Annotated in this window: 28 protein-coding genes; 15 read left to right on the top strand and 13 right to left on the bottom strand. The window is 67.9% G+C overall.

The window, feature by feature from the left end:
• Positions 1 to 14 precede the first annotated feature (14 nt).
• Positions 15 to 422 carry a cupin domain-containing protein gene (locus AB0L70_RS28830; protein ID WP_363689571.1) on the top strand — a complete coding sequence of 136 codons (408 nt, stop codon included), beginning with the start codon at positions 15 to 17 and terminating at the stop codon, positions 420 to 422.
• A 3-nt stretch (positions 423 to 425) separates the two neighbouring features.
• Here AB0L70_RS28830 and AB0L70_RS28825 read toward each other — a convergent pair whose 3' ends face one another.
• The 3 genes from AB0L70_RS28825 to AB0L70_RS28815 all read right to left on the bottom strand — a co-directional run bounded on the left by AB0L70_RS28825 (position 426) and on the right by AB0L70_RS28815 (position 3,445).
• Positions 426 to 1,406, bottom strand: a complete 981-nt coding sequence (locus AB0L70_RS28825; protein ID WP_363689569.1) for a VanW family protein — start codon at positions 1,404 to 1,406, stop codon at positions 426 to 428.
• Between the two features lie 181 nt (positions 1,407 to 1,587).
• A complete protein-coding gene (locus AB0L70_RS28820) occupies positions 1,588 to 2,277 on the bottom strand; it encodes an Rv3235 family protein (RefSeq protein WP_363689567.1) in 690 nt (229 codons plus the stop codon).
• Position 2,278: 1 nt separating this feature from the next.
• Positions 2,279 to 3,445 (bottom strand): LysM peptidoglycan-binding domain-containing protein, encoded by a 1,167-nt coding sequence (locus tag AB0L70_RS28815; RefSeq protein WP_363689565.1) that lies wholly within the window; start codon positions 3,443 to 3,445, stop codon positions 2,279 to 2,281.
• A 100-nt stretch (positions 3,446 to 3,545) separates the two neighbouring features.
• Between AB0L70_RS28815 and AB0L70_RS28810 the strand changes: the two genes are divergently transcribed.
• Positions 3,546 to 4,094, top strand: coding sequence for a hypothetical protein (locus tag AB0L70_RS28810; RefSeq protein ID WP_363689563.1), 549 nt, complete (start codon positions 3,546 to 3,548; stop codon positions 4,092 to 4,094).
• A 12-nt stretch (positions 4,095 to 4,106) separates the two neighbouring features.
• Here the strand turns inward: AB0L70_RS28810 and AB0L70_RS28805 are convergent, their stop codons facing one another.
• Positions 4,107 to 4,355 carry a helix-turn-helix domain-containing protein gene (locus tag AB0L70_RS28805; protein WP_363689561.1) on the bottom strand — a complete coding sequence of 83 codons (249 nt, stop codon included), beginning with the start codon at positions 4,353 to 4,355 and terminating at the stop codon, positions 4,107 to 4,109.
• Between the two features lie 181 nt (positions 4,356 to 4,536).
• Between AB0L70_RS28805 and AB0L70_RS28800 the strand changes: the two genes are divergently transcribed.
• From AB0L70_RS28800 to AB0L70_RS28780, 5 genes are all read left to right on the top strand, one after another.
• Positions 4,537 to 5,196: an SAF domain-containing protein gene (locus tag AB0L70_RS28800; RefSeq protein ID WP_363689559.1), complete on the top strand. Its 660-nt coding sequence runs from the start codon at positions 4,537 to 4,539 to the stop codon at positions 5,194 to 5,196.
• Positions 5,196 to 6,461 carry a hypothetical protein gene (locus AB0L70_RS28795; RefSeq protein ID WP_363689557.1) on the top strand — a complete coding sequence of 422 codons (1,266 nt, stop codon included), beginning with the start codon at positions 5,196 to 5,198 and terminating at the stop codon, positions 6,459 to 6,461. Before AB0L70_RS28800 ends, AB0L70_RS28795 begins: the two co-directional genes overlap by 1 nt.
• An 86-nt stretch (positions 6,462 to 6,547) precedes the next feature.
• Positions 6,548 to 7,336 carry a DUF4097 family beta strand repeat-containing protein gene (locus AB0L70_RS28790; RefSeq protein ID WP_363689555.1) on the top strand — a complete coding sequence of 263 codons (789 nt, stop codon included), beginning with the start codon at positions 6,548 to 6,550 and terminating at the stop codon, positions 7,334 to 7,336.
• 109 nt (positions 7,337 to 7,445) lie between these two features.
• On the top strand, positions 7,446 to 8,105 hold the full coding sequence (locus tag AB0L70_RS28785; protein WP_363689553.1) for an HAD family phosphatase: 660 nt from the start codon (positions 7,446 to 7,448) through the stop codon (positions 8,103 to 8,105).
• Positions 8,102 to 9,331, top strand: a complete 1,230-nt coding sequence (locus tag AB0L70_RS28780) for a glycosyltransferase 87 family protein (RefSeq protein WP_363689551.1) — start codon at positions 8,102 to 8,104, stop codon at positions 9,329 to 9,331. Before AB0L70_RS28785 ends, AB0L70_RS28780 begins: the two co-directional genes overlap by 4 nt.
• Here AB0L70_RS28780 and AB0L70_RS28775 read toward each other — a convergent pair.
• The 3 genes from AB0L70_RS28775 to AB0L70_RS28765 are packed head-to-tail and all read right to left on the bottom strand — an operon-like array spanning position 9,297 to position 11,859.
• Complete coding sequence (locus AB0L70_RS28775; RefSeq protein WP_363689549.1) at positions 9,297 to 10,034, bottom strand: nucleotidyltransferase domain-containing protein; 738 nt, start codon at positions 10,032 to 10,034, stop codon at positions 9,297 to 9,299. The genes AB0L70_RS28780 and AB0L70_RS28775 overlap by 35 nt on opposite strands.
• The gene (locus AB0L70_RS28770; protein ID WP_363689547.1) at positions 10,034 to 11,365 is read right to left on the bottom strand and encodes a hypothetical protein; all 1,332 of its coding nucleotides are present in this window, start codon (positions 11,363 to 11,365) and stop codon (positions 10,034 to 10,036) included. The genes AB0L70_RS28775 and AB0L70_RS28770 overlap by 1 nt, the downstream gene beginning before the upstream one ends.
• A complete protein-coding gene (locus AB0L70_RS28765) occupies positions 11,362 to 11,859 on the bottom strand; it encodes a cupredoxin domain-containing protein (protein ID WP_363689545.1) in 498 nt (165 codons plus the stop codon). Before AB0L70_RS28765 ends, AB0L70_RS28770 begins: the two co-directional genes overlap by 4 nt.
• 173 nt (positions 11,860 to 12,032) lie before the next feature.
• On the opposite strand from AB0L70_RS28765, the gene AB0L70_RS28760 reads away from it, so the two are divergent.
• The 5 genes from AB0L70_RS28760 to pruA all read left to right on the top strand — a co-directional run bounded on the left by AB0L70_RS28760 (position 12,033) and on the right by pruA (position 17,294).
• The gene (locus tag AB0L70_RS28760; protein ID WP_363689543.1) at positions 12,033 to 13,499 is read left to right on the top strand and encodes a wax ester/triacylglycerol synthase family O-acyltransferase; all 1,467 of its coding nucleotides are present in this window, start codon (positions 12,033 to 12,035) and stop codon (positions 13,497 to 13,499) included.
• A complete protein-coding gene (locus AB0L70_RS28755; RefSeq protein WP_363689541.1) occupies positions 13,496 to 14,020 on the top strand; it encodes a hypothetical protein in 525 nt (174 codons plus the stop codon). The genes AB0L70_RS28760 and AB0L70_RS28755 overlap by 4 nt, the downstream gene beginning before the upstream one ends.
• Positions 14,021 to 14,032: 12 nt before the next feature.
• The gene (locus AB0L70_RS28750; RefSeq protein ID WP_363689539.1) at positions 14,033 to 14,977 is read left to right on the top strand and encodes a Ku protein; all 945 of its coding nucleotides are present in this window, start codon (positions 14,033 to 14,035) and stop codon (positions 14,975 to 14,977) included.
• Complete coding sequence (locus tag AB0L70_RS28745) at positions 14,974 to 15,438, top strand: VOC family protein (protein WP_363689537.1); 465 nt, start codon at positions 14,974 to 14,976, stop codon at positions 15,436 to 15,438. The genes AB0L70_RS28750 and AB0L70_RS28745 overlap by 4 nt, the downstream gene beginning before the upstream one ends.
• Before the next feature lie 227 nt (positions 15,439 to 15,665).
• Positions 15,666 to 17,294, top strand: coding sequence for an L-glutamate gamma-semialdehyde dehydrogenase (gene pruA / locus AB0L70_RS28740; RefSeq protein WP_363689535.1), 1,629 nt, complete (start codon positions 15,666 to 15,668; stop codon positions 17,292 to 17,294).
• A 3-nt stretch (positions 17,295 to 17,297) separates the two neighbouring features.
• Here pruA and AB0L70_RS28735 read toward each other — a convergent pair whose 3' ends face one another.
• A complete protein-coding gene (locus tag AB0L70_RS28735) occupies positions 17,298 to 17,933 on the bottom strand; it encodes a TetR/AcrR family transcriptional regulator (protein ID WP_363689533.1) in 636 nt (211 codons plus the stop codon).
• A gap of 137 nt (positions 17,934 to 18,070) precedes the next feature.
• Between AB0L70_RS28735 and AB0L70_RS28730 the strand changes: the two genes are divergently transcribed.
• Positions 18,071 to 18,958, top strand: coding sequence for an alpha/beta fold hydrolase (locus AB0L70_RS28730; RefSeq protein ID WP_363689531.1), 888 nt, complete (start codon positions 18,071 to 18,073; stop codon positions 18,956 to 18,958).
• Between the two features lie 2 nt (positions 18,959 to 18,960).
• On the opposite strand, the gene AB0L70_RS28725 is transcribed toward AB0L70_RS28730, so the two are convergent.
• Both AB0L70_RS28725 and AB0L70_RS28720 read right to left on the bottom strand, forming a co-directional pair.
• The gene (locus tag AB0L70_RS28725; protein ID WP_363689529.1) at positions 18,961 to 19,149 is read right to left on the bottom strand and encodes a hypothetical protein; all 189 of its coding nucleotides are present in this window, start codon (positions 19,147 to 19,149) and stop codon (positions 18,961 to 18,963) included.
• 69 nt (positions 19,150 to 19,218) lie between these two features.
• On the bottom strand, positions 19,219 to 19,707 hold the full coding sequence (locus AB0L70_RS28720) for a DUF2505 domain-containing protein (protein WP_363689527.1): 489 nt from the start codon (positions 19,705 to 19,707) through the stop codon (positions 19,219 to 19,221).
• A gap of 98 nt (positions 19,708 to 19,805) precedes the next feature.
• On the opposite strand from AB0L70_RS28720, the gene AB0L70_RS28715 reads away from it, so the two are divergent.
• The gene (locus AB0L70_RS28715) at positions 19,806 to 21,602 is read left to right on the top strand and encodes a heparinase II/III family protein (protein ID WP_363689525.1); all 1,797 of its coding nucleotides are present in this window, start codon (positions 19,806 to 19,808) and stop codon (positions 21,600 to 21,602) included.
• On the opposite strand, the gene AB0L70_RS28710 is transcribed toward AB0L70_RS28715, so the two are convergent.
• The 3 genes from AB0L70_RS28710 to AB0L70_RS28700 all read right to left on the bottom strand — a co-directional run bounded on the left by AB0L70_RS28710 (position 21,589) and on the right by AB0L70_RS28700 (position 24,029).
• Positions 21,589 to 21,975, bottom strand: coding sequence for a hypothetical protein (locus AB0L70_RS28710; RefSeq protein WP_363689523.1), 387 nt, complete (start codon positions 21,973 to 21,975; stop codon positions 21,589 to 21,591). The genes AB0L70_RS28715 and AB0L70_RS28710 overlap by 14 nt on opposite strands.
• Positions 21,976 to 21,993: 18 nt before the next feature.
• Entirely contained in the window at positions 21,994 to 23,427 is a 1,434-nt protein-coding gene (locus tag AB0L70_RS28705; protein WP_363689521.1) for a glycoside hydrolase family 76 protein, read from the bottom strand.
• 140 nt (positions 23,428 to 23,567) lie between these two features.
• The gene (locus AB0L70_RS28700; RefSeq protein ID WP_363689519.1) at positions 23,568 to 24,029 is read right to left on the bottom strand and encodes a hypothetical protein; all 462 of its coding nucleotides are present in this window, start codon (positions 24,027 to 24,029) and stop codon (positions 23,568 to 23,570) included.
• Positions 24,030 to 24,109: 80 nt separating this feature from the next.
• Here AB0L70_RS28700 and AB0L70_RS28695 point away from each other — a divergent pair, with 80 nt between their 5' ends.
• Positions 24,110 to 24,925 (top strand): tryptophan 2,3-dioxygenase family protein, encoded by an 816-nt coding sequence (locus tag AB0L70_RS28695; RefSeq protein WP_363689517.1) that lies wholly within the window; start codon positions 24,110 to 24,112, stop codon positions 24,923 to 24,925.
• Positions 24,926 to 25,075: the final 150 nt, after the last annotated feature.

Below are 25,075 nucleotides of genomic sequence, written 5' to 3'. Positions count from 1 at the left end.
CTGGGGAGCTCGTCATGCCGCGTCGCGATGATCTGTCCGGAGTGCCGCTACTCGGGCGCACCGTTGCCCCAGAAGGCTCGGGACTTGTACTCGCGGAGTGGGAGGCGGCGGGGCGGGTCACGGACGAGGTCGCCTGGCAGGCGCCGATGCACGTCCATCACGAGGACGACGAAGCGTGGTACGTGTTGTCCGGCACGCTGCGGCTCCGCATTGACGGCGAGGATTACGACGTACCGGCGGGGTCCGGGATCGTCGGGCCGCGCGGCGTACCGCATACGTTCGGCAATCCGGGTGAGGAGTCGGCCAAGTACGTCCTGGTGATGTCGGCGAAGACCAACGCGATGCTCGCCGAGCTGCACGGCGGCTTCTCCGGCAATGTCGCCGCCCTCTTCGAGAAGTACGGCTGTTCTTTGCTGGACTAGGTGTCAGTGCTTGGTGACTACGTCGTACATCTCTACGCCGGTCGGGACATATTTGACCAGGGCAACGTTCTCGCGGATCAGTTCGTCGCGGACCGTCGTACCGGTGCGGCGGTCGATGACGGTTCGCCAGATCTCGTTGCGGCGGAAGTAGTTCGCGCCGAGGCGGAGGAACCGCTCGCCACGGGAGAACACCCGGTACGACGTCTCGCCGGGCACGTCGGCGAGGATCTCGCCCTCGAGGTAGCGCTCGCCCACGCCGACCCGGAGCTGGAACGTCTGGTCGGTGTCGTTGCGGAACTGCAGATCCACGTAGTTGTAGACGATGCTGCAGCCCACACCCCACGGCAGCACCCGGCCGTTGTCCGGGAACGGGTCGAAGCTGTGCGTGGATCGCTGCGTCACGGTCATCGGCGAGTGCAGCACCATCCAGTGCAGCAGGTTCGCGAGCTGACAGATCCCGCCGCCGATGCCCGGCCGCGCCTGCCCGTTCGACAACCGCATGCCCTTCGCGTACCCCTTGCGGCGGGTCGCGTTCCCGACGAGCTTGTTGAACGAGAACGTCTCGCCCGGCCGGATCACCAGACCGTCCACCTGCGCACACGCGAGCTTCAGGTTGGTCACCTTGTTGTGCTGCATCCACATCTCGGTCTCACCGAGCTGCCGCAACAACAGCGACTTGTGTCGTTTCACCCGCACCGGCAGGTCGTCCACCTGCCGATTCCGTGCGTACGGCGTCTTGGAACGCATCCACTCGAGGCGCTTGAGCACGCGGTGGTACCGCACGGCCAGTGGATAGAGCAGCGGCATCCGCTCGGTCCACCGACGGCGTCGCAACGCGGGCATGACACGCGCCCGTTCCGCGTCGGTCAGGGCGTCCACATCGACCCGCCAAGGCGCGTCCGGCGTCGCCCCAGTTGACTCCGGACGCGCAGTGTCGGCAGGTCCGCTGGAATCCAGGGTCCTGATGGTGATGGTGTCTGGCATTCGTTCCCCCGAACGATGGAGGCAGGTCTTCCGACCGACCCGGTTACGGTACGTCGCGCCTGCCGCAGCCACGTGACAGCAACAGCACGATCAGATTGCGCTGATAGTGACGCAGCAGCTCAACCCAGAGTTCGAAACCAACGGCCATCACCGGCTTGTGAGCCTGTTGGGCCTGGCTTGGTTAGCCGAGTTCGAGGGCTGTGCAGACCCAGCGGTTGCGGCGGATCTCCATCCGCAGCGCGATCGCGCAGGACCGTTCGCCGTGCCGCACGTGTGCTGCGACCTCGGCGACGTGCACGGCCGGCTTACACACCCGCACCGACCGCACCGCACTCCGCTCCTTGGCCCCGCGGCCGGTTGCCGTCGTACTCAGACCCAAGAGGCGAACCCGCCGATTCAGCTCGGTGAAGACGGCCTCGTCCGTGAACCGCACGAGCTGCGAGATCGGCCGGTCTCCCGCCAGCACCTCCGACACCGCCTGCACCAACTTCGAACCCCAAGCGCGCGGATCCGGCACCCCGGCGGCGATCGGCGTCGAGCGGGGCGCGGCCGCGCTTCCCGGCATGGGCTCGGCCTGCGGCGCGGGGACCGCGGCCTGCCGGGTGATGGCCCGCGGCGTGGGGACCGCGGCCTGTCGGGTGACGGCCTGGGGTGTGGGGACGACACCCAGTCGGGTGATGGCGTGCAACCGCGACGACAGCGCCTCGCCGGTCATGCTTTCCGCGTGCCGAACGCTCGACGGCACCCGGTGCGCGAGCTCGCGATCGCGTTCAGGCTCGGGGTCGCGGGTGTTCCGGCTGGACGTGGAGTCGACGGCCCGCAGGTGTGGGGGTTGGAGGTCGTCCGCGCGGAGGTCGTGGGGCTGGCTCATGTCACTTCTCCTGGTGGGTGGGCGGCACGTGCTGACTGGTCGCGGCTGCCGGGATGTGCAGCACCTGACCGGGAAGAATGAGGTCGGGATCGGGCCCGATCACCTGACGATTGGCGGCGTACCACTCCGGCCACCGAGCCGCGACCGCCGCCGCACTGGCTCCTGGCCCGAGCTCCCGCGCCGCGAGACTCCACAACGAGTCCCCGGCCTTCACCACCACCCGCCCCGCAACCCCGGACCGCAGATCCGTGTACCGAGTAGCAGCCCCAACAGCAGGCCGATCCGGCACAGCCATCCGCCCCCGCGACCTGGGCACGTCGCTCCGCCCCCTGGACGCAGCAGGCCCAACCACCCGACCCCGCGGGGATGCCGTGTCCGTCCGCCCCGTCGACTGCTCCGGGGCAGCTGAAGGAGTCTGCGAGTCAGGCGAGTCGGTCCGCTCGCTGGGGGGCTTCGGCTGAGCCACCCGAGTGCGCGGGTTGGGCTCATCGGTTCGCCTGTTGGACGGCTTTGGCTGAGCTGCCCGAGTCTGCGAGTCGGTTGGGCTGGGTCGGTGTGGCACGGCTGCTCGGGTGTGTGGGGTTGGTGCGTGCAGGCGCCGGGGTGGCTGCTCGGTCAGGCGGACGGTTGATCGGGGCTCGGTGGCTCGCCAGTCCGTCGAGCGGGACGGTGCATCCGCCTGGCGAGTTCGGGCGGGATCCAGCTGACCGGTGAGGTGAGTGGCGCCGATGCGGCCTGTTGAGGCCGGCTCGGTGGCGCGCCAGTTGGTGGTGGTTGTGAGTTGGACCGTGGAGCGGGGCTCGGTCTGTGGGGACGTGTGGCCGTCGCCGGGGGTGGCGTGGGCTACGGCGACGGTGAGGGGAGTGACGGCGGCGACGCCGAGGCTGGAGCGGAGCAGAGTGCGAGCCGCCGTCGACGTGATCCGCCTCGCGATGATCCCCGTGAGCGCACCGAGCACGCCGGGAAGTTGCTCGAGGACCGTGAGAACGACCGCGAGCACCAGCCACCCGTACGCCATCCACGCGACCGTCCCGATCGCCAGGACCGTCATCGACTCGAGGTCGTAGGTGTTCACGCCGCTGATCGACCCGGCGGTCATCCAGCGCAATCCGAGGCCGACGGCGGCCAGCGCGACCACCGCGAGCATCCCTTTCACCCCTCGGATCATCGTATTCACCCTCGATCTATTAGTTTGCTTTAGTTTGCGTTGGCTTGACCACTATAGACCGGACTTACGACCACTTAGCAAGTCCTGTAAATTCGCGGGTATGCGGTGGGATGCGCTGTTCGCGGACCTGGAGTCGCAGTTCGAGGCGCTCCAGGAGGGCGACCTGTACGGCGAAGTCGCGGATCGGGTCCGCGCCGAGGTCGGCAAGATCACCGTGCTCGACCGGCTCCGCGGGGCGGTGGACACCGTCGTACGGGTCGAGCTGATCGACTCCGATCCGGTGCACGGCACGTTGAGCCGGGTCGGGAAGGACTGCCTGCTGATCGAGACCGAGCGCTACGAGGAGTGGCTGATCCCGGTCGACGCGCTGCTCGCCGTACATCGGCTGGGCCCGTGGGCGGAGCCGGCGGTCGGAGCCGTCGAAGGCAAGCTGGGGCTAGCTCATTTGCTGCGGGGGATTGCGCGCGATCGCTCGCCGGTCACGCTGTTCTGCGCCGGGGGAGCGCCGGTTACCGGCACGATCGACCGCGTCGGCGCCGACTTCCTCGAACTGGCCGAGCATCCGCTCGACGCCCCGCGCCGCCGGACCGAGGTCTACAACGTCCGCCTGGTCCCCACCCAAGCCCTCCGAGCCCTACGCCGCCGCTGACCCAACTCGCAGTTACTGGTGGGCTTCTTCTGCCTGGTCGGCTTCTTCGCCGAAGGGGTGGGTGTCGATGAACTCGCGGGTTTCTGTGTAGAGCCGCGAGATGTACTTCTCCAGCTCGGTCGACTCGACCCGCCACTGACCACGCCCGCCGATCTTGACCGCCGGGATGTCGCCGCGACGGACCAGGGCGTAGACCTGGTTCGCGGAGATGTTGAGAACCTCGGCGACGTCGGCGAGCTGGAGGAATCGGGGGCCCGGCATCCGTCCTACTCCTTCACGTAGTGGCTGGTTCCTTCAGTTTGCCACGGTTGGCCCCGGAACGATCCCAGTTGTCCCCAGGCGACCCGGCGAGGTGACAGCCTGTGGATGACCGTTCACGCCGAGATCCGGAACACGGCAGAATGACCGCTTCAAGAGCGTTCGAACGACTGGGGAGTCCGACGTGGTCGACACAGCAGTGCGGAGTGGTTTCGGGGCGCCGTCCGCTCCGGCCCAACGCAACCGGCGGGCGCGGTGGAAGGACGGCCGGCTCGTGCTCGGCGTGCTGCTCGTCGCGATCACCGCACTGGCCGGCGCGAAGCTGCTGTCGGCCGCCGACGACACCACCACGATCTGGGCGGCCAAGCACGACCTGGCCGCCGGCTCGAAGCTGACCAGCGACGACCTCACCACCGTCCGGGTGCGCTTCACCAGCACTGAGGACGCGGACAAGTACGTTGCCGCCGACGCCAATCTCAACGGTCTCGTCGTGGCCCGCGCGGTCGATTCCGGTGAGTTCGTGCCGCGGGACGCCGCCGTCGCCGAGTCCGACACCGACCGCACCGAGCTGCCGCTGTCCGTCCCGAGCGGTCAACTCCCGGCGGACACCGCCGCCGGCGACATGGTCGACATCTGGGTCGTCCCCAAGTCGCAAGGCCAGGCGGCGAAGCCGTTGTGGACGAGCGTCCGCGTGCTTCAGATCGACGCGGTGAAAGGCGTCTCGGGCGGCACGGCCCGCAGGCAGGTCCTCATCGGCCTCTCGTCGACCGACGTGCAGCGGCTGCCGGTCGCACTCACCGCGATGAGCACCGGCGAGCCCACCCTGATCCGGCGGGCCAACTGATGTCAGTCCCTGTCCTCCTGGCCGTGACGGGCGCGCCGTGGGAGGCAGACGTCGTACGCCGGACCGAGCGCGCGCCCGGGATCCGGGTCGTACGGCGCTGTGTCGACATCGCCGACGTGATGGCGGCCGCGGCGAGTGGCCAGGCCCGTGCGGTCGTGCTGGCCGACGACCTGTCCCGGCTCTCGTCCGATGCGGTGTCCGCGCTGCACGCCCGCGGCATCGTCGTACTCGCGCTCGTGGACCCGACCGAGAACGGCGCGCCTTTCGGCGCCGAGGATCGCCTGAGTCGGATGGGGATCGAGCGCATCCTCCCGGCCGACGTCAGCCCGGAGGACCTGGGCCGTGCAGTCGTCGACGCGGTCGAGTCCGGCCCGCCCGTGTCGGTGTCGCACTTCGGCGGTGGCTTCGTACCCGTGACGCCGGAGACCGCCGGCAACCCGCCGCCCACCTACAACCAGGGCAGTGGCCGGCTGATCGCGGTCTGGGGCCCGACCGGCGCGCCCGGACGTACGACGGTCGCCGCCGGACTTGCCTGCGAACTCGCGATCAAAGGTGTCCCTACGCTGCTCGCGGACGCCGATGTGTACGGCGGGACCGTCGCGCAACTGCTGGGGATGCTCGACGAGACCTCCGGGCTGGCGGCCGCGGCCCGGTCCGCGTCAAGTGGTTCGCTCGACATGGTGATGCTCGCGAAGCACGCTCGCCAGGTCGAGCCGCATCTGCTCGTGCTGACCGGCCTGAGCCGTGCAGACCGCTGGACGGAGTTGCGACCGGCCGCGGTCGAGTCGATCTGGTCGACCGCCCGCCTGCTCGCGCCCGTCACCGTGGTCGACGTGGGCTTCTGCATCGAGACGGACGAGGAGATCTCGTTCGACTCGCTCGCGCCCCGCCGCAACGGCGCCACGCTGGCGACGCTCGAGGAGGCCGACGAGATCGTCGTCGTCGGTACGGCGGACCCGGTCGGACTGACCCGCCTGATCCGGGCGATCCACGAGGTGCGCGCCGTCGTACCGTCGGTCAACCTCAGAGTCGTGGTCAACCGGATCCGCTCCGGCTCCCTCGGCAGCTCACCGGCGGACGCGGTCGGCGAGGCGCTCAGCCAGTACGCCGGAATCCAGCCGGCCGCCCTGCTTCCGTACGACCTGAGCGCCGTGGACGCCGCGATGTCCCGCGGCCGCAGCCTGGCGGAGGCGGCCAAGTCCAGCAAGCTCCGCAAGGCCCTCCAGCAGTTGGCCGCCGCCGTGGCCAAGGATTTCGGGGGCTGATTTCAGGGTCGAATCCGGGGGAAGTCCCCACCGACACAAGGGCTGGGGTGTGTCAGGGTTGGGGTACTGACCATCCAGGGAGAAATATGTCCGACGTCCAGGGCCGACCGGCCGGCACGATGAGCACCGAGCGCCGCTACGGCATCGCGATCTCGGTCGCGCTCATCCTCGGTGGCGTGTACTGGGCGCTGACCGGTCTGAGCGACGGCAACAAGACCAGCCAGGACAGCTACCCGGTGCAGGGCGACGCGCTGCGGATCGACAGCAGCTCCGCCCAGGTCGAGGTGCGCGCCGGGGACGGGACGGACGTCCACATCGAGCGGCAGTTCGAGCGGAACGTGTTCGGCTCGGACCCGAAGGAGAGGTACGAGGACGGCAAGCTGGAGCTGAAGTCCAACGGCTGCGGGTTCCTGTCGTTCGGGTGCAAGACGCTGTACATCGTGACTGTGCCGAAGGACGTGCCGCTGACGCTGCGGACGAGCAGCGGTGACGTGAAGGTCTCCGGGCTCACCGGTGGGGTGGATCTCAAGTCGAGCTCGGCCGACCTCGAGGTGCACGACGTCGGCGGGACGTTGAGCATGGTGTCCAGTTCGGGTGATATCGAGGCGCATGGGCTGACGTCGACCACGGTGAAAACCGAGAGCAGCTCGGGTGAGGCGGAGCTCGACTTCGCGGTCGCGCCGCAGTCGGTGGAGGCCAAGGCGAGCTCGGGTGACGTCTCGATCCGCATCCCGACCGGCGACGAGGCGTACAAGGTCGACACCGACACCTCGTCCGGCGACGAGTCCGCCAACGTGAAGATCGACCCCAACGCAACTCGCACGATCAAGGCGAAGACCTCCTCAGGAAACGTGACAGTCGAGTACGTGCACTAAGTGGGGGTTGGAGTGGGGCCGGGAAACGTGACGGTCGGATACGTGCACTGACGGTTATGGGTGGGACCGGCAGGGTGAGAGGTCCGGTCGTCTGAGTAGGCTGGCGGGCATGTCAGAGGTCAAGGCGGTGCCGCGCGGCCTGCTGGTGGATTGGGGCGGCGTACTCACCTCCGGCCTGGAAGCGGCGCTGCGGCGCTGGGCCGAACTCGACGGGTTCGACTTCGATTCCTACCTGCAGGCGTTCCTGTCCTGGCTGCCCCCGGACGCCTCCGCGACCGCCGAGCTCAACCCGGTGCACGCCCTCGAACGCGGCCAGATCGCTGTGCCCGACTTCGAGCGCAAACTCGCGACGATCCTGGTCCGCACCGACGGTACGCCGGTGCCCGCCGAGGGGCTGATCGAGCGGATGTTCGCGCACTTCGAGCACCAGCCGGCCATGAACGCGCTGGTCCGCCGGGCCCGCTCGCACGGGATCCGGACCGCGTTGCTGTCCAACTCCTGGGGCAACAGCTACCCGCGCGACACCTGGGACGGGATGTTCGACGACATCGTGATCTCGGGTGAGGTCGGGCTGCGCAAGCCCGAGCCGGAGATCTTCCTGCTGGCCGCGAGCCGGCTGGACCTGAAGCCGGCGGAGTGCGTCTTCATCGACGACCTCGAACTCAACGTCGACGGCGCCCGTGCGGTGGGCATGACCGGCCTGCTGCACACCTCGTACGACGACACCCGGCGAGCGCTGGAATCCCTGTTCGGAGCCGACCTGACGTGACCGTGACCACCACCCCCTCCTCCCCACCCCGCCCGGCCGGGCGCCGCCGCGTCCTGATCGCGGTCGTCGCCTGCGCGGTGTTCGTTGCCCTCGGCGCCTGGGTGGCCAGCCTGTACGGCGGCATGATCGACCTGCGCGTCTACCGGATGGGTGGCTCGGTCCTCCTGCACGGCGATGCGCTGTACGACGCCAAGCTGGCCGGCTCCGGACTGCCGTTCACCTACCCGCCGTTCGCCGCGATCGCGATGGTGCCACTGGCCGCGGTCCCGTGGGGTGTCGCGCTGGTGGCGTGGACGACGCTCTCGGTGCTCTGCATCACAGCGCTTTGGCGGACCAGTCTGACCAAGACGTTCTGGTCGTTCATCACCCAGCGCAAGCGGACCGCGGTGCTGATCGCGCTGACGGTGTTGTCGCTGTTGCTCGAGCCGGTCTGGCAGACCATCCAGTTCGGCCAGATCAACCTGTTGCTGACGGCAATGATCTTGCTGGATATGGTCCGGCCGAACGACGCCCGGCTGCGGGGGTTCTGGCTCGGGGTCACGATCGGCGTCAAGCTGACCCCGCTGCCGTTCCTGGCGCTGCTCGTGGTGACGAAGCAGTGGCGTGCGCTGCGCAACGCCGTACTCGGGTTGCTGGCCACGATGGCGATCGGGTTCGCGATCGTGCCGCACCAGTCCTGGCGCTATTGGACCGACGTCATCCTGGATGCCAACCGGGTCGGTGGGATCGCGTACACCGGCAACCAGTCGTTCAACGGCTTCCTGCACCGGATCGGCAACGACGCGGGCTGGGTGCAACCGGCGTGGTTCCTGCTGTCGGTCGTGTTCGGCCTGCTCGTGCTCTGGATGGCCCGGCGGTACTGGCTGGCCGACGAGCGCGTCACCGCTATCTCGGTGATGGCTCTGGCCGTCCTGTACGCGTCGCCGATCTCGTGGAGCCACCACTGGGTCTGGATGATCCCGCTCGGCGTGAGCCTGATCCGCGCGATCAACCGCGTCTGGGGCCTCAACCCCGCGGTCGTGACCGGAGTGCTCTTCTACGGCCTGTTCGTACTGCGGTCGATCTGGTGGGTGCCGTTCCGCGACGACCGCGAGCTCAGCTGGACCTTCTGGCAGTCCATCCCCGGCAACTCGCACCTGATCGTCGGGATGATCGCCTTCATCCTGCTGGCGGTCACCAGCCGCAGCCTGCCTAAACCAACGCCCGCAACGGACCCTCAAGCCTGACTGCAAGCTCGGCGTCAACCAGCGAGGCCTCAGCCAGCAGCACGTCGACACTGGCGCGGAACGCTCGTACCAACTCGGCGGGCTCCAGCGACCGCACCAGTGTGGGCTCAACCGCCGCAGTGGTAGCTGCGGGCAACAGGTGCAGACCACGGCCCTGTGAATGCGGCACGCCATGCCGCAAGCACGCCAGCATCAGCACGTGGTCGCGGACACCGCTGACCATGTACTCCGCCTGCCACACCTTGCCCCGGGCGATGCTGGAGCGTGCATGCAGGGCGTAGAGCCAGCCCATGCCGATCAGGTCCACCGGTGAAGGTGCACCGTGGGCTGGTTGCTCGACCGGCTCACCGAAGAGGAGCTGGAAGGTCGGTGCGAGAGCGCCGAACTCGGCGGCGGGTGCGAACGCGATATCGACCTGCAGGGTGGACTCCAGCAGGAAGACTCGGTAGACGGTGCCGCGGGACCACATGTCCGTGTGGTGGACGGCGGCGTGGTCGCGGTACATGCGCGACGTCCAGTCCGCCACAGCGGAGTCCTGATCGGCCGACGGCCTGAGTCCGAGGGCCAGATCGATATCCGACCACTCGTCCTCAGCACCCACTGCGGCAGACCCGGTCAGGGCCGCACCTGTGATGCGTGCGTCTGCCCGGGCCGCCGCGACCAGCGCATCGCGCAGCTGTAAGCGTTCTGCGGGGGTGTACATCACGAAGAGAAGAGCAGGAGCAGACCGGCGCAGGTGTACCCGACCATCACGACCAGCAGGGGGAGTTGGCCGGCGAGGGCCTTGGTGCGGGGGAACAACGCGACCGCACGGTCGTGGGCTGACGTGACGCCGAGCAGGTGTCCGCAGACGACGGCGACGACCTGGATGACCGCGATCGTCGTGCTGTGGTTGGTGATGCCGGTGTTCACCGCGAGCAGCCCGGTGCCGAAGATGTTGGCACCGTTGCTGAGCGGGTCACTCAAGTAGATGAGCGTCCGCTGCCCTTCGAGGATGAACAGGGTCAGATAGTGCGCAACGACGTACCCGAAAGCAATGGGTACGACGGAGTGCGCGAACAGGCCGGGGAGCGCCTTGCGGGAGCTGTCCGACAGGCGGCCGGCCAGTAGCGTCGCGCTGGAGTAGGTGACGAGGACGAACAGGATGAACACGATCAGTGCGCCGGTGCCGAGCCAGGTCATCGAGATGTCCTGGTTCTGCGCCCAGCCGATCCACGCCGACGAGTTCGAGAAGCCGTCGTACGCCGTCGATCCGAGCAAGGCCGCGACCATGCCGACGAGACCGGGTTGCGGTTTCAGGCCGTCCAGGTTCTCCAGCGGGCGGCGGACCACCAGCGATCCGTCGGTACGACGGCCCCACGGTGACAGCCGCGACATCAGCGTCGCGTAGACCTCGAACGGGTCGCCGGTCGAGAACCAGCGGTCGCCGAACAGGATCGCGCCGAACATGGTGATCACGACGTACAGCGCGATCCACGCCTGCAGGACGGGGATGGTGGCGCGGTCCGGCGCGACCAGTTCCAGCCAGGTGAACGCGAAGATGCCCAGCGCGGCCGGCCACAGTCCCGCCCAGGCGGGCAGCTCGAGGACGCCCTTCGACGGCGGTTGCCGCAGCGCCTTGCAGAGCAGCAGGTGGATGGTCCGGAGCGGGTTGAGGGTCCGCCAGACCGGGCCGAAGACGAGCGAGATCGGGACCAGGCCGACCCAGACCAGGATGTAGATGAAGCCGAAGATCGGGTTCGTCAGCCGGTCCACGCCGAACATCAGCGACACCATCGCGTACACGAAGATCGCCAGGCCGACCAGCCGGACGACCCAGCGGAACCAGACCGCGTCGACCGTCCGGGTGATTGCGGCAGGCAACGGCTTGCCGGAGGCGTTACCCCGGTACTTCGGACTCCGCCAGGCCAGCCCGAGTACGACGAACGAGACGGCGACCGCGACCGCGGCACCACCAACCGCCAGTCCGAACGGAATCGGCAGATCCTGCCGCCCACCAATCCCGTGCAGCGGCAGCAGTAAAGGTGTGTTCACGAGACGACGAGTTTGGCGACCAGTTTGTCGCTCTCGTGCGTCTCGATCTCGAACGTGCCCTTCATATTCGCGGTGAACTTGACCGACGCGGGCTTGCCCGGGGTGAGCGGGAGCTCCTTGTCGTAGCCGTGGATGTGGACCTCGTCGGCGGCGTCGCTGACCGCGGTGACCAGGACGGTCTGGCCGGCCTTGGCCTTGATGGTCGCGCCGCTCGGGTTGACCTTGCCGTTGGCAACGGTGACGTTGATGGTCACGTCGGCCTGCTCACCGGACGGGTCCGCGGTGTTCGACGGGGTGCTTGTGTTCGGCTTGCCCGGCGTCGGCGAGATCGTCGGCAGGTCGGTCGGCGAGCTGCTCGGCGTACTCGCGGGCGCGCTCGGCGACGGGGTGCTCGAGCCGCTGTCGGAATCGCCTCCACCACAACCGGCCAGGACCAGCACGCCGAGAGTCGGGAGGAGGGCGGCGGCAACACCGCGGGTAAGCGTCGAACGCATGGATCCAGATGCCTTTCAAGGGGTACGTGAACTTCTCAGGGTGCGGGACACACCCTCTTGCCTGACGAACACGGATAGCTCAGTGTTCCCGTACGGCCAGTGTGTCAGCCCACTGTCGGTGGGGACCGTTAGGGTGACGAGACAAGCTGACCAGTAGAGAGGAAGGTGACCCGATGCCCGATCGGTTGACGTCGCTGGACCTCACCTTCCTGAAGGCCGAGTCGCCGGCCACGCCGATGCATGTCGGCACGGTGGATATTTTCGAGCCGCCGGTGCACGGGGACGACGGGTTCGACTACGAGAGCCTGGTCGCGCTGATCCGGGACCGGATCGCGTTCGTGCCGCGGTATCGGCAGCGGGTGCAGCACGTGCCCGGCCGCTTCGCCGGGCCGGTCTGGGTGGACGACGAAGAGTTCGACATCACCTTCCACGTCCGGCGCTCGGCCCTGCCCCGGCCCGGGACGCACGCCCAGCTGCTCGAGCTGGTCGCCCGGATCATGTCCCGGCGCCTGGACCGGGCCCGCCCGTTGTGGGAGATGTACCTGGTCGAGGGCCTCCAAGGTGACCGGTTTGCGATCATCGCGAAGTCCCACCAGGCTCTTGTCGACGGCAACAGTACGGTCGACATCGGCCAGGTCGTCCTGGACTCGACGGCGCAGCCCAACGACACCCCGACCGACACCTGGGAGCCCAACCACCCGCCCTCGGCGCTGGAGCTGCTCGCCGGTGTGTTCTCGGACGCCACCCGCCACCCGACCGCCGTCCTCGAGCTGGCCCGGGCGGAGATGGCCAGCCTGACCGGCTCGACCTCGGTCCGCGAGGTGCTCGGCGGAGTCGTCGGCTCACTGGCCGCGCAGCGACATGTGCAAGAGAGCTCGCTGCACGTGAAGACGTCCGGACAGCGCCGCTTCACCACTGTGGTGACCGACCTGGAGGACTACCGGACCGTCCGCGCGATGCACGGCGGCACGGTCAACGACGTGATCCTCGCGGTCGTCGCGGGTGCGTTCCGCGCCTGGATGATGACCCGCGGCGAGGGCGTCGGCCCGACCCGGAGTGTGCGTGCGGTGGTCCCGGTCAGCATCCGCGACGACGAGGACGAGGAGCCGACCTCGCTCGGGTCCCGGGTGATCGCCTCCACCGTGAACCTCCCGGTCGGCGAGAACTCTCCGGTCATGCGGATGCACCAGATCTCGTACCAGACCAAGGTGCACAAGGACACCGGCCGCGCGGTCAGTGCCCGGTCGCTGGTCGGCATCGCCGGGTTCGCCCCGACCACGCTGCACGCGCTCGCGGCCCGGGTCGCCACCACGACGGTCCGCCCGATCGACGATGTCGTGATCACCAACGTGCCCGGCCCCCAGTTCCCGCTGTACGCACAGGGCGCCCCGATGCAGGCGTCGTACCCGGTCGTCCCGTTGATGCCCGGACAAGGGTTGTCCGTCGGCGTCACGTCGTACGACGGGAAGGTGTTCTACGGGCTCAACGCGGACCGCACCGCGATGCCCGACCTGGCTGTTTTCGCCCAATGTGTGACGGATGCGCTGGACGAGTTGCTCGACACCACCAAGGGCAGCCGGAACCGGGCCTCCCGGGGCCGGAAGAAACCCCGCGGTACGACGAAGAAGGCGGGCTCATGAGGGTCTACATCCCATCCACGCTGCGGCTGCTGGATGACGCGTGCCACACGGGCGAGTTCGGCCCGGCGCCACTGACCGCGTACGCCGTCACCCCGGCGCTGCGGGAGTGGTACGCCAACGGAGACGACGAGGAGCTGGAGTACGCCGCGATGGCGCAGGCGGCTCGCGCTTCGGTAGGACTGCTGGCCGCCGATCCGGGGACCGCCCGGCGACGGGTGGTGGTGGCGGCTGAGGTCAGCGCCGTACCGCCGGCTGACGGGTCGGTGGAGCTGGGGGATGCCCAGTTGGAGCTGCACGTGGTGATCCCGTGGCGGACGCTGGCCGCCGTGCACGTGGATGCGGCGGGCGCCGCGCCCGTGGTCGGGAAGGCTGCCGACCTTTGGGAGGCGGCTCAGAATGGTGATGACGACGCGGTTTTCGCCCTCGATTCGTGCGAGGCTGAAGACCTGTTGTGGTACGCGACACAAGAGATCCCGGACCTGCTGGCCGCGGAGGGACCCCGCGGCGGGCTGAGGGCTTGAGCTAGGGAGCTGATGGCGATGCAGGCGATCTGGAAGGGGGCCATCTCGTTCGGGATGGTGACGATCCCGATCAAGGTGTTCTCCGCGACCGAGGAGAAGGACATCTCGTTCCGCCAGGTGCATGTCGCCGACGGTGGACGGATCAAGTACAAGCGGGTGTGCTCGATCGACGGTGAAGAGGTGCCGTACTCCGATATCGGCAAGGGCTACGAGATGCCCGACGGCCGGATGGTGGTGCTGGAGCCGGACGACTTCGCGGACCTTCCGCTGTCCAGCAAGAAGGTCATCGACGTGCTCGAGTTCGTGCCCGCGGACCAGGTCGACCCGCTGTACCTCGGCAAGTCCTACTACCTGCAGGCTGACGGCGGGCCGGGTGCCAAGCCGTACGTGCTGCTGCGGGACGCGCTCGACGGCTCCGAGCTGTATGCGCTGGTGAAGGTGGCGCTGCGGTCGCGGGAGAGCCTCGGCCTGCTGCGGACGGTCGACGACATCCTCGTGCTGCAGGTGATGCTGTGGCCGGACGAGGTGCGGGACGCGTCGTTCGCAGCGCCGCCGGAGGACGTGGAGATCCGGTCCCAGGAGAAGGCGATGGCGTCGTCGTACATCGACACGCTGCGGGGCGAGTTCGACCCGGATCAGTACCACGACGAGTACCGGCAGGCGCTGGAGAAGGTCGTCGAGGCGAAGGCGGCGGGCGTTCCGCTGCCGGACACCGAGGAGGAAGAGACCGAGGGCGCCGAGGTCGTCGACCTGGTCGCCGCACTGCGCGCGTCGGTCGAGGCCGCCAAGGCTCGCCGCTCCGGCGGTGGCTCCGGGGACGGCGAGACGGCCAAGAAGGCCCCGGCGAAGAAGGCCGCGGCTGCTAAGAAGGCTCCGGCCAAGAAGGCGGCGGCCGCGAAGAAGGCCCCGGCGAAGAAGACCGCGGCTGCTAAGAAGGCCGCGAAGAAGTCCGCATGAGCGAGCAGCCTCCGACCCAGACCGAGATTCCCCAGGATGCGTCCGAGATCCCGGCCGACCCCACTGCGGTGGTGGTCGAGCCGGGGGCGTACCTGCTGGAGCTCGTGCCGGTTCCGGTGACGGATGTCGATCGGGCCAAGCGGTTCTACTCCGAGCAGGCCGGTTTCCACGTCGATGTCGACGTCTCGCCGGCGGACGGTGTACGCATCGTCCAGCTCACGCCGCCTGGCTCGCACTGCTCGATCACCCTGGCCACCGGCCTGCCGCAGCTCGACATGCCGGCCGGCACGCTCCGCGGGCTGCACCTCGTGGTCAAGGACATCGAGGCGTCCCGGGAGGAGCTGATCGGTCGCGGTGTCGACATCAGCCCGACCGAAGACCTCGGTGGCGTCTTCTACGCCTGGTTCAGCGACCCCGACGGCAACACGTGGGCGCTCCAACACATGCCCTGGCGCCGCTGACCTACCGCCCTGCTCATGAGCGCTGTGGAGGGTGCTCGGGTGAAACGTATGCTACAAATGGTGCGGCGTGGGGTGGCCGCTTCCTGACCGGACCAGTGAGCCTTGTGGTCAGGTTTGTGGTCAGGTTCGTTTCCCGTGGTCAGTCATGGCACCATTCTTGTGTCATCACCCCCGGGCGGGCCGCCCACCCATACCGGCCCCCACCCCAGCAGAGGAGCTTCGCCACCATGGATGCCGTTACCGCCGTTCCGACGCCTGCCAACGAACCCGTCAAGGGGTATGCGCCCGGTTCGAGTGAGCGAGCGAGTCTGGAAGCGAAGCTCAAGGAGTTCAGCGCGGCCGGGGCGATCGACCTGACCTGCACGATCGGTGGCGAGCAGAAGGTCGGTGGCGGCGCCCCGATCCAGGTCGTGCAGCCGCACAAGCACGCGCACGTGCTCGGCACGCTGGGCAACGCGACCGAGGCCGACGGCCGGGCGGCTGTGGACGCGGCGCTCGCCGCAGCCCCGTCCTGGCGCGCGCTGTCGTTCGACGACCGCGCCGCGATCTTTCTCAAGGCGGCCGACCTGCTGGCCGGCCCCTGGCGCGACACCCTGAACGCGGCCACCATGCTCGGCCAGTCGAAGACGGTCCAGCAGGCCGAGATCGACGCGGCCTGTGAGCTGATCGACTTCCTGCGCTTCAACGTGGCGTTCGCGCGGCACCTGGTCAGCGACCAGCCGATCTCGTCCCCGGGCGTGTGGAACCGCGTCGACTACCGCCCGCTCGAGGGCTTCGTCTACGCGATCACCCCGTTCAACTTCACCGCCATCGCCGGCAACCTGCCGACCGCGCCGGCGCTGATGGGCAACACCGTGGTCTGGAAGCCGTCGCCGACGCAGCAGTTCGCGGCGCACTGGACGATGCGGCTGTTCGAGGCCGCGGGCCTGCCGGCCGGCGTGATCAACCTGGTCACCGGCGACGGCCTCGAGGTGAGCAAGGCCGCGCTGACCCACCCGGACCTGGCCGGTATCCACTTCACCGGCTCGACCAAGACGTTCCAGTCGCTGTGGGGCACGGTCGGCACGAACATCGCGTCGTACAAGACCTATCCGCGACTGGTCGGCGAGACCGGAGGCAAGGACTTCATCCTGGCGCACCCGTCGGCCGACCCGGCGGTGCTGAAGACCGCGATGGTGCGCGGCGCGTTCGAGTACCAGGGGCAGAAGTGCTCGGCGGCTTCGCGTTCGTACGTTCCTCGCTCGCTGTGGGACCGGATCCGCGACGACATCGCGGCCGAGACCGACTCGCTCACCATGGGCGACGTGACCGACCTGTCGAACTTCATCGGCGCGGTGATCGACGACCGCGCGTTCGCCAAGCACAAGGCGGCGCTGGACCGGGCCGCGGCGACCGACTCCATCGAGATCGTTGCCGGTGGCACCTATGACGACAGCGAGGGGTACTTCGTCCGGCCGACGCTGCTGGTCTCGAACGACCCGACCGACGAGATCTTCAGCACCGAGTACTTCGGCCCGATCCTCGGCGTGCACGTGTACGACGACGCCGACTACGACGCCGTGATGCGGGGGATGGAGCACTCGGCGCCGTACGGGCTGACCGGTGCGGTGATCGCGCAGGATCGGCACGCGATCGCGGAGGCCGCTGAGTATCTGCGGTTCGCGGCCGGGAACTTCTATGTGAACGACAAGCCGACCGGTGCGGTGGTTGGGCAGCAGCCGTTCGGTGGGGCGCGAGCTTCCGGTACGAACGACAAGGCCGGGTCGATGTGGAACCTGATCCGGTGGGCCTCGCCGCGGTCGATGAAGGAGACCTTCACGCCGCCGACGGACTACCGGTACCCGCACCAGGGTTAGAAGTTAGGTGAGTAGGCCTCGGCGGACGGTGATGTAGAAGGTTGTGATGTCGTCGAGCAGGGTCTCGACCTGGTTCTGGTCGTCGAGGTCGGCGTCCAGCAGCCAGTCCGAGATCAGGTCGAACATCCCGCCGACCAGTCCGATCGCCACGCTGTGCCGGACGGCTCGCTGCTCCTGGGGCGGCGGGCCGTCGTACCGGTCCCAGATCTGGACCAGGAAGCCGGCCGCCCAGCGCCGGTTGGTCCGGCGCTGGCGCTCGACCGACTCCGAGATCCCGGACGCCATCCCGAAGGTGACCTTGGTGATCCGCGGGTCGTCGAGCAGCGAGTGCACGAAGACCGAGAGCAGCATCGGCGCTTCCTGCCGCTCGTTGGTGCCGGCGGCCTGCGACGCGGCGCCGGCCACCTGTTCCTCCAGGCGTTCGGAGGTCCGCTTCAGCAGTGCGAGGTAGCACTCCTCCCGGCTCGAGAACAGCTCGTAGAAGCTCTTCGTGCCGATGTACGCCGTACTGCAGATCTGCTCGATCGACGTGCCGAGGTAGCCGTTGTCGGCGAACAATTTGAGCGCTGCGTCCAGCAAGTGCTCGCGTCGTTCGGCCCGGCGTTGTCCGGCATCGAGGCCGCGGATGGTTCTGCCCATGCGCTGGACACTACCCCGCGTGGCGGCTTAGTAACCTAGCGAACATGTTTCCAATACGAGCTCTTGTCTGTAACCAGGACTCGTGCTCAACTTTCCGTGATCGCAGCGTCACCGAACGATAGCGCCATGGAGCCGACATGCCAATTCCCATCCGCCGAGCCGTCACGAGCCTGCTGGCTGCCGTGCTCCTCACCGCCACTGCCATTACCACTGTCACTGTTTCTGCCACGAGTGCGACCGCGGCAACGCCGCCGTCCTCGGGCTTCGACGACTGGTCCTGCAAACCATCTGCCGCGCACCCGAATCCCCTTGTCCTGCTGCACGGTCTCGGCGGCAACGGTCCCGGCAACTACTCATACCTCGGTCCGTTCCTCGCCGCCAGAGGCTACTGCGCTTTTACTCTCACCTACGGCCAGGCCTCACCGTCGATCCCCGTCGGCGGCACGATCTCGGTCACCCAGTCGTCGGCCCAGATCCAGGCCTTCGTGCAGCAGGTCCGTGCAGCGACCGGCGCCGCCAAGGTCGACATCGTGGGTCACTCCGAGGGCGCGTTCCAGAGCATCTACGGTCCCAAGGTCCGGGGGTACGCCGGTCAAGTGGGCAAGGTGATCGCACTCGCCCCACCGACGCACGGCACGACGTTCGCCGGCCTGGTCAGCGTGGGGGCCTTCCTCGGTCTCGGCTCACTGGTTGACCAGGTGCTGCAGCAGTTCGGCTGCCCGGCCTGTGATGAGCTCATCGTCGGCGGATCCGCCGTACAGCAGCTGAACGCGGGCCCGATCGCTCAGCTCGGGGTGAAGTACACGGTGATCGCGTCCCGCTTCGACGCGCTGGTGACACCGCACGAGACGTCGTTCATCCGCGAGGCCGGCGTAACGAATCAGTTCGTCCAGGACACCTGCCCGCTCGACCCGGTCGGCCATGTCGGGCTCGCCTTCGACCCGAGTGTGGCCCAACTGGTCGCGAACGCGCTCGATCCGGCACACGCCCAGCGGGTCATGTGTGGCTTCGGACCGCCGCTCTGACCTCAGGCGGTCCGGTTGAGCTCCTGCAGCGGTGGGTCGACCAGTAGCGCGGATCCACACCTCACGCAGATCCACTCGTCCGGTTCGTCGACCAGGTGATCCGCGGCTTCGATCCGTTCGAACGGCATCACCGTGGCGCAGAAGACGCAGTACTGCGAATCCTCGCTGACGGATGCGGTGCGCTTTCGCATCACAGGCTCACCTCCGGGGCAACTCTTTTCAGGTTGCCACCGGAGGTCAGCTCATCGGTGCAGCGACACTCACTTGGTCCAGTCCCGGCCGAGGTCGTGTTCCTTCTGCAGGCCTGAGCGGATCGCGTCGACCACGAACGGCTCGATCTTCTTGCCGATCAGCGGGACCGCGACCTTCACGTCCAGGTCGATCGCCTGGACCGTCTGCCCGCCGTTCGACGAGATGCTCGCGTTGCCCTTGAGGCTGACCGGGGTGTTAGCGATCTCGCCGGCGACATCGGCGCGCCGTGACCCGTCCGCCGCGGCCGGGTGCCAGGTCTCGGTCTGTACGACGGTCAGCGTCTGGCCGACGAACTTCCGGGCGATATCGGGTACGTCGTCGGACGGCATCTCGCGGCTGACCCGGACGATCGTGTCACCGCCGGACTCGGTCACCTTCACGTCGTACGACAACGCCTTGGTCTTCTGGCAGGCCTGCTCGCGGAAGGTGGCGTCCGTGACGATCGCGAACACTTCCTCAGGGGTGGCGTCGTACGACGCCGACAACTTCAGCTCCATGCCGCACATCATGGCATTACCGATCGGTCACCCACGGTTCCCGCCCTTGCGGTTGCTACGGTTCCGGGGCAAGCGATTGCCGGACGGAGTGAGGATCGATGGGGCTCGCCGAGCGGTGGATGGCTGTTGATGCGGCCGGACGTGCCGAGGGGATTGCGAGGGCTCGGCAGCGGGTCGGCGTACCGGAGCTGGCGGAACGCGCCACCTGGTCGACCCGGGATCGCTCGGCGGTGCAGGCGATCCTGGCCGAGGCGGAGGCCGATCGCCTCCAGCCCTGGCCGCACACGTTGCTGTCGGACTACGCCCGCTTCTGGCGCGACGGCGTCCGTACCGCGTACGAAGACCCGGCCGGCGAACTGCGGCGTCGTACGTCGACCGCTGTCGTGGCCGCCGTCCTGACCGCGGACCAGGCGTACGTCGATCAGGCCGCCGACGGTCTGCTGTTGCTGTGTGAACAGACCACCTGGTGCTGGGCCGCGCACGAGTCGTTCGCGACCGAGCGACAGGAGGTGCTTGGCGATCCTGACCAGCCATATCTCGACCTTGGCGCGGCGGAGACCGGGCAGATCCTGGCCTGGGCCGACTTGGTTCTCGGTTCGGCACTGGACCAGCGCGTGCCGGGGTTGCGGCGACGCCTTCGCGCGGAGGTTCGGCGGCGCGTCATCCAACCGTTCCGCACCGACCGGCGGTGGCATTGGCTCGGGCTGACCGGCCACCTCAGCAACTGGACCCCGTGGATCCACGGCCACATTCTGGCTGCCGCGCTCTTCCTCGAGGACGACGCCGAGATCCAGCGCGAGGTCGTCGACCTGGTCATCGAGGGACTCGACCGCTACCTCGAATCGCTGCCGGCGGATGGCGGCTGCGACGAGGGCTACTCGTACTGGTGGAACGGTCCGGCCCGCCTGGTCGAAGCCCTCGAGGTGCTTGACCGCATCACCGACGGAGCCTTCGCGCCTTGGAGTTGTACGCCGCTTGCGGAGCTGGCTCGCTATCCGCAACGGATGGCCTTGGGCGATGGCTGGTATGTCAACGTGGCCGACGGCTCCGCCCGTCCGAATCCGAACCAGCCGTGGCACATCCTGCACCGCTGGGGCCGCCGGAACGACGACGCCGGCGTGATGGCTCAGGCCGCCGCGCATCGCGATCAGCCGATCGCGCCGGCTGTCGGCCTCGGGCGTGCGCTCGTCGGGCTCACCGACGACGTGTGGTGGGCCAGTGCCAAGACTTCGTTGCCGCTTCCTCGCTCGACGTACCTCGCTGATCTGCAGCTCCTGGTGGTCCGAGAGACGGCAGGCAGCTCGCGCGGCCTGACGTTGGCGATCAAGGGCGGGCACAACAACGAGAACCACAACCACAACGATGTCGGCTCGTTCATCGCGGCGCTCGATGGTGTTCCGGTGCTGATCGACCTTGGTCAGCCGACGTACACCGCGCTGTCGTTCTCGGATCGCCGCTACGAGCATTGGGTGGTTCGCAGCGACTGGCATAACGTCCCGCTGCTCAATGGGCAAGAGCAATCCGCCGGGGCTGACTATCGCGCAACGGACGTCGTCGCGACGGAGAACTCGCTCGCACTGGGTTTGTCGGGCTCGCCCTGTCGTCGCGTGGCCACCTTGGACGCGGGCGTGATCACCATCGCCGACGAGTGGGAGGGCACGGCTGAGCAGCACTTCGTCCTTGCCGGTACGCCGCTGGATCAGCAGCCGGATCGCCTAGTTGTTCAGACGTTGGCCGATGGCCGCGTTGACCTCACGTGGACGGGTGGTGCGGGTCGCGTGGAGCAGCGCCTGGTGGACGACGATCTGCTGGCGAGTGTCTGGGGACCGGCCGTGCACCGCCTGGTGATCCCAGTCGATGGCACGACGTTCACCCTGACCATCAGTCCGAGTTGATCCACGACCAGACACTTGTCGTCGGCTCTACGCCGGCCGCCTCGAAACCCTCGAATACCTTTGTTTGATTGATCTTCAGGCCTCTGCCGTCACCTAGTACACCCTCGGTGATCAGGTGGTTGAAGGCGCGGACGAGCCGATCTGCCGCCGGTCCCTCGGTCCCTGGTGCATACACGTCCGCGAGTTGATCGAGGGCGTCGTACGGCGCATGCACGCTGTACCCGTACTCCCGGCCGGGATCGTCGCCCCTCGGGCCGTAGTCGTAGAACTCGGTGAAGGTGATGCGGTCCGCATCAATCGTCAACGTGAGCTTGAAGATGCAGTCGCTCGGCATCCGGTGGACGCGCAACAGTTCTTCGCGTCGTACGGTCACGTGGGCACGATATCGCTGTCAGGGGGCGGCGTTGAGGAGGTCGAGGGCGGACTGTTGCCGGGCCGCGTCGAGTTGGTCGACGGGTCCGTACCAGCGCAGTCCGTACTGGTCCATCGGCGTACGGTCTGCGGCGTACGCGCGATCGGCCTGGCGTTGCAGGTAGGACGTGTACGGGTGATCCGAGAGGGCCGCGTTGAGCTTGCCGAGACCGCGTGCGTACGCGCCCTTGAAGGACGGGCCGTCGCCGCCGCAATCGCCTGACTCGCAGGGTTCGCGGAGGATCCCGTCGGCGGTGTGCAAGGACGAGGCCGTGGTCGCCGCGTCGGCGAGTTGGCGGGCGGTGGTCAGGTACGCCGAGTTGTTCGTTGCCTTGGACAACTCAGTCAGAGCGCCGATCAGCACGCCCTGGTTGTAGGTCCAGGTGGTCTGGCCGTTGTTCTGGCAGGTGGACAGGTCGAGCCCGTCGTTGACCAAGTGCGAGCCGTTGATCATCCCGCTCTGCTGGAACCAGGTCCATCCGGCCTGCGCGCGTTGCAGGTACGTCGTGTCACCGGGGATCCGGCTGTGCAGGGCCGCGCTGAGCTGGATGTAGAGCGAGTTGGAGATCGCGTTCTTGTACGTCTTCGCCTCACTCCACCAGACCCCGCCGCCGCAGGTGTTGTCCCAGTACGCCGCCATGTGGTCGGCGTCGGCCCTCGCGGTCTGCAGGTAGCGCGCTTCTCCGGTCAGGTCGTACGCCGCGACCCAGGCGAGTCCCCACCACCCGGTGTCGTCGATGAAGTCGTTGCGGAACTGGCCTTCCTGCGCATTCAGGTTGAGATCGTAGGTACGGGCGATCGCGTACTTGTAGCTGTCCATCCCGGTGATCCGGATGTTGTCGATCACCGCGTTGAGCGCGTTGGCGGAGTTCCACCAGCCGGTGGTGTCGAACAGGCCGGTCGCGAGATCGTAGTACTGCATCTGCGCGGTGGCTGCCGCCGTACGACGATCTCCGGCGTTCCAGGTGGTGCGGGCCCACCGCGTACAGGCGATGTCGGCGCGGTCGCCAGCCTTGCCGCAGGCGCGGAGGGCGCCGACGCCGAGGTTGTTCCAGTCGTCGACGTTGAACATCTGCGTACGCCAACCGCCCTGCCCAGCAGGGATAGCGGTGTTGCCGAGGCGGCTGCCGCCGGCCCAGGTGCGGCCGCCGTCCATGGAGCGGTCGAGCCAGACCTCGTCGCCGGGACTGCCGTTCTCGATCGAGGCCCAGCCCATCGCGTCCGTGTCGTCGAAGTGCAGCCGGATGGTCCGGCCGAACAGCGTCGCCGACACCGGGGAGCGGTCGCCGGGGGAGAGGGCGGGGTCGCGGGCGTCGCAGTACTTGTTGCAGATCGTTGCTTGTGTGGACATGTTCACCGTCGGGGTCTCAGGAGGCGGAACCGGCGGCGGCGCGCCGAGGGGTGGGATCAGCATACTGAGACTGGAAACGATTCCAAGGAACATCTCGAATCTCCCTGGGGCGGTAGGAAGAAAGCGGTGTCACCGAAGGTAAGCGGCCGACGCCGGTCCGTCAAGATGTGCGGGCCTGGTGCGTTGCGAGATGCCTGGGTCCGTCAGGAGAGGAGGAGTGATACTCCGATGCCGAGGGCGACGATCAGGGTGCAGGCGATCGCCGTACGCCGGCCGCGCGCGCAGCGTTGACGGATCGCGACCCGATCCACCTTGGTTGAGCACGGCTCGAAGCTCAGCGAGTCGGCGCGCGCGAGCACACTGCCCAACCTGTCCAGCGCGGACCGCTGCGACGCGTGCCGAGTGGCCTCGCGTACGACACGACCTCGCATGTGCTCGCGACCGTGGCCGACCGGGAGTGTGAGCCCCGGCGGAAGCGCGCGCTGCACCACGGCGTGGGCCGCGGCCACCCGCTGTGCCCGGCTGATCGAAGGCGGGAGGATCAGATAGGCCAGGTGCACCAGCGAGGGATAGTCATCGAGCAGCAACGCTTCGATCAGCGGTTCTTCACGCGTGGGTCCCTGAATCGGTCCCGGGACAACTGGCGATTCAACCGTGGCGGACATGCAACTCCTCGTATCGGCGTACTCAAGGTCCAACGAACCAATCCCTGACCGGTCACGAAGCCGTCGGATACTCTCGCGTCATGAGCACTGGTGACGGGGTTGCGGGGCAGTGGGACGGGGTCGACGTCCACTTCGGTGAGGAGGGTGGGCGGCTCACGTACGGCAGTTACCTCCGACTGACCGAGCTGCTCGACCAGCAGCGGCTGGAGTCGGATCCGCCCGCGCACGACGAACTGCTCTTCATCACGATCCACCAGGTCTACGAGCTGTGGTTCAAGCAGGTCCTACACGAACTGACCGCGTCCCGTGACGCCATGCTCTCCGGCGAACTCTGGCTCGCCCAGCACCTCCTGCGCCGCGCCCATACAATCGAACGGACCTTGATCCAGCAGGTCGACGTACTCGAGACGATGACGCCGCAGGACTTCGGCGAATTCCGGCACCGGCTGTCGCCGGCGAGCGGGTTCCAGTCGGTACAGTTCCGCGAGATCGAGTTCCTCTCCGGCGCCAAGGACCCCTCCTTCGTACGCCGGTTCCGCGGCCTGACCGCCATCGAGAAGGAGCGGCTCGACCGGCGGCTGGCCGAACCCACGCTGTGGGACGCATTCCTCGTCGTACTCCAGAAGGCCGGTTTCGACACCGACAACGCCACCCGCGACGCCCTGCGCAAAGTCGCCGGCGACCGCGGCCACTACGGCGCCATCTGGGAACTGGCCGAAGCCCTCCTCCAGCACGACGAACTGGCCGCCGCCTGGCGAGCCCGCCACGTAGTCATGGTCGAGCGCATGATCGGCACCAAACCAGGCACCGGCGGCTCCTCCGGAGCCGGCTACCTCCGAAGCCGCCTGGACCTCCGCTACTACCCACCGCTCTGGGACCTGCGCTCAACCTTGTAGCGCCGCGCGCTTCCGCTGCATCGACTGTTGCCTACAGCAAATTGAGGCTGCGTTGTCCACAGATTGGCTAGTTGTGGATAACTGGATCCCTTGGATATAAGGGGTTTCGGGTTTTGAAAACTGTCGGTGGCGGTGTCTATCGTTGTGGGT

The organism is Kribbella sp. NPDC051952 (genome assembly GCF_040680855.1).
Lineage (GTDB): Bacteria > Actinomycetota > Actinomycetes > Propionibacteriales > Kribbellaceae > Kribbella.
Note: the sequence above shows the minus strand (reverse complement) of the source record. Positions and strands in the feature narration are given on the sequence as shown.